11 protein-coding genes are annotated in these 12,816 nt (G+C 40.6%); all 11 read right to left on the bottom strand.

Annotated features, from left to right (window positions below; all coding sequences use genetic code 11):
- Positions 1-35: 35 nt before the first annotated feature.
- From BV60_RS23825 to BV60_RS0112000, 11 genes are read right to left on the bottom strand one after another with little or no spacing between them, the layout of a single operon-like run.
- Positions 36-2,432, bottom strand: a complete 2,397-nt coding sequence (locus tag BV60_RS23825; protein ID WP_029322077.1) for an ATP-binding protein — start codon at positions 2,430-2,432, stop codon at positions 36-38.
- Between the two features lie 29 nt (positions 2,433-2,461).
- Positions 2,462-2,692, bottom strand: a complete 231-nt coding sequence (locus BV60_RS0111955; protein ID WP_029322079.1) for a hypothetical protein — start codon at positions 2,690-2,692, stop codon at positions 2,462-2,464.
- 20 nt (positions 2,693-2,712) lie between these two features.
- Positions 2,713-3,357 (bottom strand): SH3 domain-containing protein, encoded by a 645-nt coding sequence (locus BV60_RS0111960; protein ID WP_029322081.1) that lies wholly within the window; start codon positions 3,355-3,357, stop codon positions 2,713-2,715.
- A gap of 37 nt (positions 3,358-3,394) precedes the next feature.
- Positions 3,395-4,270: a sensor histidine kinase gene (locus tag BV60_RS0111965; protein ID WP_029322082.1), complete on the bottom strand. Its 876-nt coding sequence runs from the start codon at positions 4,268-4,270 to the stop codon at positions 3,395-3,397.
- Positions 4,271-4,284: 14 nt separating this feature from the next.
- Positions 4,285-4,938 carry a cell division ATP-binding protein FtsE gene (locus tag BV60_RS0111970; RefSeq protein ID WP_156036072.1) on the bottom strand — a complete coding sequence of 218 codons (654 nt, stop codon included), beginning with the start codon at positions 4,936-4,938 and terminating at the stop codon, positions 4,285-4,287.
- Complete coding sequence (locus tag BV60_RS0111975) at positions 4,935-5,255, bottom strand: STAS domain-containing protein (protein ID WP_081846667.1); 321 nt, start codon at positions 5,253-5,255, stop codon at positions 4,935-4,937. The genes BV60_RS0111970 and BV60_RS0111975 overlap by 4 nt, the downstream gene beginning before the upstream one ends.
- Positions 5,256-5,264: 9 nt before the next feature.
- Positions 5,265-6,323, bottom strand: coding sequence for a phage tail protein (locus tag BV60_RS0111980; RefSeq protein ID WP_029322085.1), 1,059 nt, complete (start codon positions 6,321-6,323; stop codon positions 5,265-5,267).
- A 21-nt stretch (positions 6,324-6,344) separates the two neighbouring features.
- A complete protein-coding gene (locus tag BV60_RS0111985) occupies positions 6,345-8,438 on the bottom strand; it encodes a baseplate J/gp47 family protein (RefSeq protein ID WP_029322086.1) in 2,094 nt (697 codons plus the stop codon).
- A 13-nt stretch (positions 8,439-8,451) separates the two neighbouring features.
- Positions 8,452-11,517 carry a hypothetical protein gene (locus BV60_RS21120; RefSeq protein ID WP_035777259.1) on the bottom strand — a complete coding sequence of 1,022 codons (3,066 nt, stop codon included), beginning with the start codon at positions 11,515-11,517 and terminating at the stop codon, positions 8,452-8,454.
- Between the two features lie 23 nt (positions 11,518-11,540).
- Positions 11,541-11,984 (bottom strand): GPW/gp25 family protein, encoded by a 444-nt coding sequence (locus BV60_RS0111995; RefSeq protein ID WP_051656696.1) that lies wholly within the window; start codon positions 11,982-11,984, stop codon positions 11,541-11,543.
- 13 nt (positions 11,985-11,997) lie between these two features.
- On the bottom strand, positions 11,998-12,810 hold the full coding sequence (locus BV60_RS0112000; RefSeq protein WP_029322088.1) for a phage baseplate assembly protein V: 813 nt from the start codon (positions 12,808-12,810) through the stop codon (positions 11,998-12,000).
- Between the last annotated feature and the right edge of the window lie 6 nt (positions 12,811-12,816).

A 12,816-nucleotide genomic window follows, 5' to 3' on the forward strand; every position in this document is an offset into this window, starting at 1 on the left:
TCCCCCTCTTTGGCCTAAGGATGTAACATTTGTCCTTATGCCAGGCCTACGTCCTCTGCGTAGGGTTCAAAATCTGATTTTGTAAATACTTTTCCTACTTTTACGAATTCATACTTTACGGCATTGAGATAATGCTTCATGTGCACCTGTCCGTCCGAATCCGGATCTGCAGCCGCAAGGAACGCAGCATTAAGTACACAGTTCTTTATATTACCGCCTACAAACTCAAACTTTTCAGCGAGGAATCTTATATCCACATCCTCAGAGAGCGGTGTATCCTTCGGTATTGTTGTTCTCCATAGTCTCTCTCTTGTATCAGGATCGGGGAACTGGAATTCAACAATATATTTCATTCTTCTGAAAAATGCCGGGTCTATGTTGTGCTTATAGTTGGTTGCCAGTACCGATACACCATCATAGGCCTCAACCTCCTGCAGAAGAAGGGCTGTTTTATTATTATTTGAGGACTGATTACTTCCACCGTCATCGGACCTCTTTGCAAACAACGTATCACATTCATCAAAGAAAAGAACGACATTACATTTTTTAGCTTCCCTGAATATCATGGAAATTGATTTCTCGGTTTCACCCACATATTTATCAATAACCTTGGAAAGATCCACACGATATAATTCCAGATTCAGTTCACGGGCTATAACCTGGGCACACATGGTTTTTCCTGTTCCCGGTGCACCGAATAAAAGTATGGACAGGCCTCGTCCGTACGGATACTTTGTTGTATAATTCCAATTCTCGTAAACCTGCTTTCTGAAATTCATCTGATCAATAGCATGAAGCAAAGTTTCCTTTTGAGTCGCATTCATGACAATATCTTTGAAGGTGAATTTTGTTTCAATCTTGGTTGCCTTTTGCGTAAGCTCGGAGCTCATCTGCGCATAGCAGCCTTTAAACAAAGAGTCACGTGATATAGCAGTCTCATTTGCCATGTTTGAAAGAGCCTTTGCTTTAACGAGTGCATCATGAATCTTGCCCGGAGTAAAGAGAAATTTGGTTGCCATCTCCAGAAGATCTATATCCTCAGCAAGCGTATAATCCTTTGAAAAGTATTCCCAGCAGGTCTGCCGCTCACCCGTACTGGGTGTTGGCAGCTCAAGATCTGTATACTGCACTCTTGTAACTTCTCTGAAATCAATAAACAGCTTACTCATTGCAAATACAAGAATGTTTCTCTCAGTAAGTCTTGCCAGAGCAAGATCCATATACCCGAAAAATTTTTCCCTGGCTTCATCCCTGAAGTACAGTTCCGTGAGACAGCAGCAGGCTTTTGCCAGAATGCATTCTCTTGTAACCGACCAGAGTGCCCTGTCCACAAATGAATAATCATAATTAAACAGCTTTTTACAGTTAATCGTAATCGCTTTAAGTCCGTTTTCATTACAAAACTGTTTTACGAAAAATCTTCTTCCGCTTCCTTCATCGCCATAATAATAGAAAAACCTGATGCCGTCGGAATATGAAATTTTCATGGCATTTAGTATTCCTTCGTTTGCCAATACGGGATCAAGCGGCTTATCATCGGTGAGCATATTAATAAAACGATTGTAATTCTCATCAAGAAGAAGAGGATTTCTTCCAAACAGATAATCAATAATCCTCTTATCCGGAGATACAACCGTTGAAAAAGGCATGCTGTTCATAACCTGGAGTGGAAGCACCGGAAGGAGCTGCTCAAGGCATGCACTCATATCACCATATGCTCTTGTAATGGAAAATTCCGACCCGAAGAAAACCTTTGCTGCCGATTCTATCGTGGGCGACGAAAGTGATACATTTTCATTTACTATGTGAAATACCCCGGCATAATCAGTCTGTGTTGACGATAGTATGCCACAGGCAAAGCAGAACTTTGTGAACGGTTCAAAATTCAATCTCTTGCATAATTCATAAAAAGGAAGAGCTATTCCTTCCTTCAAGGTAAGCTCCGCTCTCTCATCTATGATCTGCATTCTTTTTAAAACAGGAAGTGCTGCGTCTTCTTTAACCTCATCCCATATAGATACGGGAGCCTGTTCTTCCTTCTTTTCTTTGGAACCTTCAGCAGACAAATTTGCAAGAAGTCTTAAGAGAACCTCATCATCTTCGTCAGTATTATCAGCAGATGATGTCTGTTCCCTCTTCTTATGCTCTTCATCCCCGGATACGTCAGCACTTTTCTTTGTAGCATTCTTTACAGCAGTCCCCTCAAATCGCTCTTTGTATGAAGCAGTCAGACTGTTCTTACAGGTCTCTCCTGCCAGCTCAATATCAGGGTAAAGTACATTCTTATAACCGCCTTCACCGTTTGCAAATGTCACCTTCATCTCTGAAATATATTCATCGAGGCAGCTGTTAACGCAGTCAAAAATGTACTGCATGTATTCACGATAATCGCTAAATGGTTTATTGTTTGTGGTATCTTTGTAGCTTCCCATAAAGCCCCCCTCATCTGTAACCACATAATTTATTTAGTCCTAAATACCGCTTCCTTGTCAAATACACTCTCTTTTGTATCTATTCCTGTCTGCTTTGTAATATCAAACACATCGTTTTCACCTTTGTTGATAAATTCAGCAGGCTTTCTTACATCATATAAATAAGTCTCTTCCTCTTCTTCGCCTAAGGCAGGAGACTTTTTTTCCTTTTCGGCCTTTTTGACCATTTTTCCAAGTCTGTCATCAAGATTGAAAGTCATGGCATTTTCCCCTCGATGCCTCAGTAAGGAAGTTCTTCATCCGGTGCCTCAACCCTTTCTGCATATCCTGCAGGAAAGTAACTCTCAGGAACCTCCTCAAGGGACAAATACTGTGTTGAAAGATATCCCTCCAAACCATTCACAGTAATAATCTTGCACCATTTACTTCCGGGTTTTAATACATAGCCGGAGGTTGATTTATTAAGTTTCTTCAAAATAGGAGCACTTTCCGAAGGCTCCCCTCTAAGTCTCAGGGCATTTTTTTCCGTAGCCACAGTATACATAAAATATCTCACCCCGGCTTTGGTCTTAGTCTTCTCTGGCTCTGGCTCTTCAGGTGTTTCTTCAACTACAGGCTCTTCAGTTTTTTCAGGTTCTTTAGTTTCCTCAGCCTCTATCGTTTCGTCCGTTTGTGAAGCATCCTCATTAAGTGTTTCTTCTTCATCATCAAGAACCTGTTCATTCCTGGTTATATTAGGTTCTATATTTTTTTCCTGAACATCTTCTCCTACTACAGTATCAACAAGAGCTGCGGTAGTTGCGCCGTAGGAATCTCTGTTCCTTTTCTTAAGATCACCTCTCATAGATAGCATAATAAGTGAGCCCAATCCTATAACAAGAAAGAATGCAAATAAAAAAAGAAAAATTCTCTGATTGTTTTTCATACCACCCTCACGCAAAAAATTTTAGTCTAAGTAATAATCAGTTTGTCGGAAGCTGTATATAAATTCCCATACCGTTGCCTTCAGGACTTCTGGCATATATTGTGCCCCCGTAATGTTCCACAATGGCCTTTGCCTGTGTAAGCCCCAGTCCGTTTCCGCTGATTCTGTTTGACCCCTGGAAATTCAATTCAAATATATGCTTTGTCTCATTTTCAGGAAGTCCTTTTCCCGTATCCTTCAGTACTATAAATATATCGTTATCAATAGTGGAAATAGTTATTACCAGATTTCCCTGAGTCTGCATGTACTTAATGGAATTATCTATTATGTTTCTAAACATAATAAGCAGTCTCTTTTTTGAAGCATGTACCATAAGCTTTTCGGATGCACTTGATATAGTTATTCTGAGACCGACTTTTTTTGCAGCCTCCGAAAGCTCATTTATCGCCGCTTTAGCAATTTCTATAATATCCACATTGGCAGTATCATCATCATCCGGCGGAAGAAGACTGTCAAACTCTCCTCCTTCCTTAACTGAGTTTCCTTTAAACTCTTCAAGCTCATCCTTTGCTTCTTTAACAGACATCTGCGCAAGAGCAAGATCATCACCAAGTCTCCCTATCGTAAGCTGGCGTTTTTCAAGCTCCTCATCTTTTTCCTTGATCAATGTCTCATAATCATTTTTAAGCTGTGTCTTCTCAGCAGTAAGAATACCGATTTCCTGCTGAAGATGTTCAGCTCCGGTATAGTCATTGCGTATCTTGAAGCATGAATAAGCAAACGCACACATACTTATGGCAAAAATAATCAGCATAAGTAACACAACAGTTGTATTAAAAAAGAAAAATCCTGCAACTGTCAACGCGTAAGAAATACAGGCTGCAATTAAAGAGATTTTTTGCCTGTTTGTCATTTATGATGTCCCCCTTATTTTTTCATATCTAAATTTATTCTTCGCCTCCCGGGCCTTTTAGCGGCGTCTATGTCATGCGTAGCCATGACCACCGTTACCCCCTGTCTGTTAATTACCTCAAGAAGTCTGTTCAGCTCTTCCGAAGAAGTCGGATCAAGATTGCCTGTCGGCTCATCCACAAGAAGGAGTCTCGGATTATTTATGATTGCCCTGGCAAGACATACCTTCTGTTGCTCTCCCCCCGAGAGTTCCTTCGGATATCTCTTGTGAAGTCTGTCAATCCCAAGCATTGTAAGTACATTAACAATTTTTTTACCGGCTTCTTTTCTGGAGCCACCGGTAGCCAGAATTGCAGTTACCAGATTATCATAAACCGTTTCACTCTGGATCAGTCTGAAGTCCTGAAAAAGAACCCCAATTCCTCTCCGGTAAAATGGTATCTGCTTTGTACTTATCTTGGAAATATCCTTACCGTCAACTAATATGGTTCCGCTCTGAGGTTCAACCTCCTTAAGGATCATTTTTATAAGAGTGGATTTACCGCTTCCGCTCTCACCTGTAAGCACAACAAACTCACCGTCTTCGATTATTTCATTGAAATTCTCGTAGACATTGGTGATCTGCCCGCCTGCAACATATTCTTTTTTTACATGGTTAAATGAAATCATTGTATGTTAAATATCCCATCAAAACCCGTAACCCTGAATACCTCTTTGACTCCGGGTGAACAGTCCGTGATAATAAGCTTCCCACCTTTTGAGGTCGCAGTTTTAGTACCAATAAGCAATGCCCTGAGTCCCGCACTTGATATGTAGGGTACATCATTCATATTAAGTATTATATTTTTACTCTTTTGAAAGGTTTTAAGAATTACGTTCTGAAATTCATCCGAGTTCAACGTTTCAACCCTTCCGTGAATTGTCAGCGTAATCAAATCTCCCGTCATTTTCTCATCTACTGTCATGTTCTTATTTCCTACCGTCATGTAATAATGTCAGATCAGAGTAATAGTCCCGTCATACATGGCTTCTTCATCAAGTACAAGATGCTTCTCGGAAGGTATTGCTGCGTTCAGATCAAGGTAGCTGTTGCCATCTACTACTGCCTCTCTTTCCATCTGGAGTAGTCGTATTCTGGTTCTTATCGGTCTGAACTGATCCAGAATAAACATAATCTGATGCCTTAATTCTTCAGTAAGCTTTCTGTTGATTAGAATAGTCACATTAAATATTCCGCCATCCTGAAGTCTGTTTTCATAAAGTACAGCATCATCTCCGAGCATAATAGTCAGAAGTCTTTCGAGAACCCATTTCGTTCCCTTCATCCTGTTAAGGTTATATGCTTCCTTCACTATGTTTCTTAGAACATCCTCAGGTAAAAAACCACCCTTTAAGTCAATTCCGAACCAGGAGCCGTACATTTCAAGCATTTCAACGGAGCATTTATCAAGGTCAAGTATTTCATACAATTTGTCATTCTGCTCGCTTATATCATTGTAAATACTGGAAAAAATAGAAAGATATCTATGCAAAAAACTGTTTCTGTCCTGATAGACAGCAGGGAAAGCCCCCATGAAATTGTCACCCCTCACACCTACTCTGATGTTACCGATAGATGCCTTTCCATTACCAAGTATCTCAAATGCAATAAACAAAAATCTGCCTTCAAGATCATACAACAATATATCTCCCGTATTGATAAATCTCTTTGCACCAAGCTTTGACATAAGCGCTATTTTCTTATAGAACTTAACCTCGGTGTCATAGAGAAATTCATCAATCTGAATGCTTTGTCCCTCCCCGGTAACTATATTAAGCTCATCAGTTGCCACAATATAAATATAACATACAATTTCCTCTGACGAAAGAAGATTGCAATTCATTCTCCCCCATTTTGAGCCTTGTTCCACTCCGTCTATCGGCTTAAGAAAGGCAAAATGGTCCATGCTGTTCTGATCAAAATAGAGCGTATTATCACCGTTAAATGTAAAGCCTTCGATGCACCCCTGTTTTAATCTGTTTTCTTTAATCGAATACCAAATATCGTTCGCCATAAAAATTTCCCGATTCCTCTTTTATTTTTCTGATGTAACTATCTCAACATTGATTTCCCCGGGATAACATAAGCAGTCAAATCTCGGATAGATGTCATACTCCTTCATCTGCGCAAGAGTGCTGTTCTCCGAATGAAGCGATAGGTTATATACATATTCAATACAGTCAAGGTTATCTATCGCATAAAAAACATCCTCAAACTTAAGTTTGTCTCCGAAATTGTGGTCGGAATTTATGTAATCAATCTTCGTCCTTATCCTATCCTCTATCTGTTTAAGACAATCCTTGTAATGTCTTTTCACATAAGCGGTGCACTTCACGGAAATCGCCACAAAGCTCGGCTTTACAATCTCAAACTGACTGGTTATGAGTCTTCTTTCCTCCAGCCTTTCGGTTATTTTTTTTATGTAAATTGAAGAAAGCTTCGGGAATTTTTCATCCGAATCCGGAAGAACAGTTACCCTGACCATATTCCTGCTCTCATCCATCACGGCTTTTGCTTTTCTTATACAAAGTCCGGGAGTGCTCTTTACAATGTACTCATAGTTCTCTGCTGTTACAGCTCTGTAGGGGATCAGCATGTCCTGTACAAATCTTTCCCTCACTTCATCGAAGTTTTCTCTGAAGCACCCACCGGTCCCGCCTGCGGGATTATAGAACCCGGGAAGCTTTGTATCACTTTCCATCTTCATGACATTTCCGGCTCCGATATTTCCGATACTGCCGTCTGTTGTGGACACACTTCCCATAAAAAGATCGGCATCTATATAGTCACCCGGGTCTTCGATAATAATTCTTCCCTCTCCCTCAAGCAGATGATAATACAGGGAGCCGTCGGCCTTTTTCTCAGGTCTTACAAAATCATAGATATATCCGTCTTTCTCTTTTCTGCGTGCTATAAGGAAAAAGGTTTCATGCACAATATTTGTACAGGGTATTTCTATTTCCTGGTCATCATATCCTATAACCTTACCCACATTGTAACGACGCATAATCTCTTCGTTGTAAATTATAACTCTCACACTCTCCTTGGTTTTAATGGGAGCATATCCGAAATTCTCCTCAGAAAAGGAAAAGGTAATACTTCCATCCTTGTTCTGTGTATAAAGGCAGTATCTCCCCTTAAGGTCTGTGCCTGTAACAAGCTCATATCTTCTGTAGGATGGTCCTTTGTTTTCCTTTCCGAAAACAAGATAATATACATCCTCTCCTATAGGGGATTTAACCGTTATGTTGTCATTTCTGCTAAAGCTCTGGCTAAAGCTCTTTGTATCCTTCTGCCATACCTCGAACAAAAAGCCTGAAACACTTGTGATCTTTGGCACTATATCGTACTCAGCCCTTCCAAGTGTGGCCCTTATGCAATACCCTTTTCGGGGAGTATTCTCATAAATCCGTGGTTTTCCCTTTGGCATTGAGAGTCTGATCTCACCACTGTTTATAAATGCTCCGGTAAAATCCCTTACCTTTAATTTCTCAAATCCGTCATCAGTGAAGCATTCCCATACTATATCCGCGAAAATGTGCTCTGTTCTGTCTTCAGTAATATTTCTTGCAGAATTAGCCATTATACTAATATAGAGTAATATTTCCTTATAATCTGACGGATCGCCTTCAACAATAAAATAGATGCTGTTTCCTTTTTTGGGTGTCTCTCCAAAAAGCTTGGCCGGAACAGATATATCTTTATCCAGAATATAGCTGTAATCCTTTACCTCCTTGCCATCATCCGTAAAAATACCTGCAATCTTTGATTGACCTATAACGCCTTCCTTCAGATTTTCAAAGCAAAGACTGCCAAGGTGAAACCGCTCACCGGCAGGTATTACCATAGGCTCCTCCAGATCATCGGCTGAAAGGAGAACTCTTGCGCATTTACCTCTTTTGGGTAAAAAACCGGCCATCTTAAGAAGCGCCATCTTTGCTCTGTAGCTCAGGGTCACAATCTCGGCGCCCTGCAGAGCTGAAAAAGCAGTCAGATTCTCAAGAATGGTAATTCCGGGGTCTGAGGCATTGTAATTGGTCCACTCAGAAGATCTTATAGGGAGTTCGAGTAATACATCCTCCATTCTCTCTTCATATGTTCTGGCTTTTAATTCTTCGACTCTGAGCATTTTTAATACATCCTTACTTATTTGTAATATTTACTGTATGTTTTCCGCTTCTGACAACCATGAAAGGAGTTATCTTAATATCTTTTGTATCCATCTCATGTTCGCCGTCCGCATCAATATAATGACCTATCATGGTAATCCTCTGAATAATTGCTTTATTTCTGAGAATTCCAAGTCTCATTAAAATCTGGGATTCTTTCGGAAGTGTTCCGATATCCCAGCCGTTTTCCTTTGCATTTCCGACCGGATCAAGATAGTCATTTAAAACTGTCTTTACTTCGCTTTGGACTTCGAAGGCATCATCCATATTCATTGTTTTAGCCCATACATTTACCGAGACATCCACAAATACCGGCTCAACAATGTGGAGATGTTTTTCCGATATGGTTACCTCACAGAATTTGAGCATTTCTCTCTGCAAAGCTGCCGATACTCTATGAAATGAAAATGCACCGTCCGCATAATCTTTCATAAGAAGAACAACCGAAATATCCTCGGGAAGCTCCTGCCCGTCTATCGTCTGACCCACTACAATTTTTGCCTTATCTATGCTATCAGAATAATCCATGCAGAATCTGTAATAGTCAGTTTCCGAAACCAGCTTGTATCTTGAATGTAAAATACCTGCGCATCGCAAAAGCGCGTGGTCTATCGTTTCAAGGTTACTTCCTCCGTGAGCTCTTATAGGATTGTACACAGTATCAATGTAAGCTTCCTGTCCCAGGAAGGTTGAAATCTCACCTTCAGCAAGATTTCCCTCATATCCGTCGGTTGAGCGAATCCTTGCCTTGAAGGCTATATCATCCGTAACCCTTGGAATATCACATTTTGTTCCGTCAGAGAAAATAATTTTTCCCGACATTCTGTCTATGCGGTAGCATCTCTTGTGAGGAGCAGCATTAAAGCTGTCCACCTCATCCCAAAGTACGTAAAAGGCCGATATTCTTCCAAGGAAATCGTACTCGGCTCTCACCCTTTCGGGATGCATATTAAGAAGTTCTTCCATTTCTTCACGTCTGGTATAGCCTTTTTCGTTTACCCAGACAAAGGCATCCAGAATATTGTCCACACCAAGCGAAATACTTGCATTTGGAAGCACCTCTTCTATATAGTAATCCTGCTCATCACTGGTCTGTATATTGGACACTATGACCGCATTCATACACATCATTACTATTTTGGGAAGAAAGGCATCAAGTTTTTCATTTTCCTCTCTGACCGATCTTACAAGTTTAAGCCAGTACAACCTGTTACCTTCCAGAACACTTTCGGTCATATCCTGGGAAGGCATAAACATAACCGCGCCGGATCTCGTAAAGTCCTCGGTAAGGTCGGTTATTCTCATCTCCGAAAAGCCTGATGGTCCGCTATACTCAAGTCTGCATCTTACTCCGCTCTGATTGTTATTGTCCGATAGCTGAAAATATAAACTTATCGGGCCTTCGGTCAGTTTTTTATCGATACCTATATACAGTGCGTCTTCATGATAATCATTTCCGGACAGTACTGTAAAAGATTTATTCAGAGCAAGGTGAGCTGTGATATCTGTTTTCTTTGTACCTGCAATTCTCTCAAGCCTTTTAGGTCTTACAAACTTCCCCTCGTAGGAATAAGAAATCTTAAGGTCAGTTATCTCAGGATACATGTGAATCGCAGGTCGCATATAACAGTTAGTTGCCTTAACAATTCTCATTCTGAGACATCTTCCGCTGTAAGGTCCTGATTCCGATATTTCCCAATCGTCGGGGCAGATAAAGCTCAGCTTGTAATCCCCGGGCTCACAGCTCTTAAACATTCCGTCGTATTCTGCGTCGCAGACCAGTTTCTTCCAGCCTATGCCGTTAAAATATTCAATTATGATTTCTTCTACCTTTGCTTCGGTAGGAATATCAAAGGGAAGCTTTTTAGGCTTTAATTTGATAATTGCAAGCTCCGCTTCCTCCTGCTCCGGAGTTATACGGTGAAAAGCCTCTTTGTATGAAGCCTTAAAGGTTATGGTTATCTTTGAACCCTTTTTTGAAAAACAGGGTGAGTGTCCAATATAACACTCATTATAAACTGCGAGTTCATCGGAAAACGGCGCAAACTTCCTTTTCTCAAGTTCCTTTATTCCGTCTCCGACATATTCAGGTGCCCTTGAATCACCGCCTGCGGAAATAAGCACATCTGATACTCCGAGAGAATCCGTCATGGTCTTTTGCGATTCAAGAATGACTACCGAATATTTTCTTTCACCTATACTTGTCTTTCTGCATTCTCTGCTCTTAACAAGAAGAAAAGTACAATTATCTTCTAAAAGTGTAACCTCATCAAAGGTATTAAAGCCGTTATCCGCAAAATATTTAAAAACCAGATCTCCTGACTGCACCCTTTGTATCAGATCATCCGCATCTGTAAATCTGATATATACGGATTCACCCGCACCGTCAAATAGTCTTTCCTCATAGATTATCAGTATGCTTCTTCCGATATCTTCTTTTTCTCCGAAAAGAGTAAACGGAGGGATTGCAGAAGATACCTCTTCAGCTTCCGCCAGTTCTTCTGCAGACTCATTCAGCAGTGCCATTCTTTCCTCTTCACCGCGTATACTGTCAAGTGTACCTGTGACTATCTCAGGAATATTGAAATCTCCAAAAACAGGTGTAAATGTACCTCTTTCCGCATCCGTCATAAATGCCGCTTTTATTTTTGCATTTGTGACGTACAGGTTTCTTTCTGTCTCAAAGATAACAGAACCTGATTCTGTTTTGTCGGAAGAGGCAGATAATCTTGTTCCTTTCGGAACTCTTGCCCCCGGTACCGTCCCTCCTTCCATATTGAAAATTACAATACTGGCAGATGGCTGCGCAGGCTTAAGTGATGAATCCAGAAGATTTACGAATTCCATATGATATCTTTCGGGCATCTGACTCATTAAGCGGTTATTCTCTTCTGTCTGTCTCGCAAAAATCTGGGCTATGACAGAACCGGCATCAGGATTATCCCTGTCAAACTTCCACTCAGGTGTATATGATTTTCTGAGTTCTTCTATTCTGTTTTCTATGTCCTCAGCACTCTGAGGTCTGAATGCACTTTCCATTTAGTTCCTCTTGAAATTTATGATTAAGTATCAATAATATCGGGCTCATAATACTCTTCATCAGTATCAGGCTCCGGTTCAGCGTTAAGATAAAAAGGAAATACCAGATTCCCACGCTGATTATTCTGTGCCAGTGTGTAATCAATGTTGATCAGGATATACCCCTGCTGAGCCTTCATGTCAGCATCAACCACAACGTCTCTGACTCTCGGTTCCTGCCGTAGTATTGAATCAGTAAGCTCTCTTCTCATGATTGTAAGTTCTGTGAGATTTACATTCATAAAAACATAAGAGGCTGTCTGTGTTCCGAAATCAGGTCTCGTAAGTCTTTCCGTAACCTGTGTCATCAGAATAAGATATATTGATTCTTTTACACTCTGAGAGCCGCTGCTCATTTTAAACCTTCCTGTTGCCGGATCTATTTCCGGCGGGAAGGCTACTCCCGTTCCTAAAAAGGATTGCTCCATTTTCTCCCCCTTTTTATCCAAGCTTTATAGGTGTTCCCTCTACGGAAACAGGTCCCGAACTCTTTAACTTTAGCATTGAATTTCCGGAAACCGCTACATTACCGCCTTCAACATTCACTCTGTTATTTGATTTTATTTCAACGGTGTCGGAAGCATCTATCTTAAGCTTTGTTGATTCAACGGATACTGTTCCGTTTGATCCGTTCATGATGACTTTTATATTGTCTCCGACCTTTATGGTCAGCTTTTGCTTGGCGACTATCTCCATCTGACCGTTTTCTGTTTTTATTTCAATTTTGTTTTCTCCGTCCTTGTCAGAAACAAGTATTTTCTTTTTTTCATTATCAAGTTCAACCTTATGCAGCCCCTTGGCTGTTGTCAGGGTTATCTTGTCATTGTCACCTTCACCCTCTTTGTTATCTATAATGTCAATGGTATTTCCGTTTTTTGACTTTATTCTCTTTACTTTATTATTCTCATCAAAGGCACCTTTCATAAAGGCCGAATTGTTTTTGGGAACAGCGCCTATGATAAAAGCTCTCTCTATGCATCCCTGTTCAAATGCCACAATAACCTGATCTCCGACTTCGGGTATAAAATAGCTGCCCCATTTATCGCCCCCATATTGAAGGGCCATTCTCGCCCATACGAGCCGGTTTTCTGAATAATCCCTTGTGGTAATATTGACCTGAACAAATCCCTGTTTTTCTTTGTCGTAATTCTTTACAACCGTACAGACCATTACGCCGTTTATACGATTGTCCCACATATCTGTCTTTTCCATCTGATGTCTGGCAACATCATCAACAATATCAAAAAAAGGCATTTACTT

This window comes from Butyrivibrio sp. AE3004 (genome assembly GCF_000703165.1).
Taxonomy (GTDB): domain Bacteria; phylum Bacillota; class Clostridia; order Lachnospirales; family Lachnospiraceae; genus Butyrivibrio.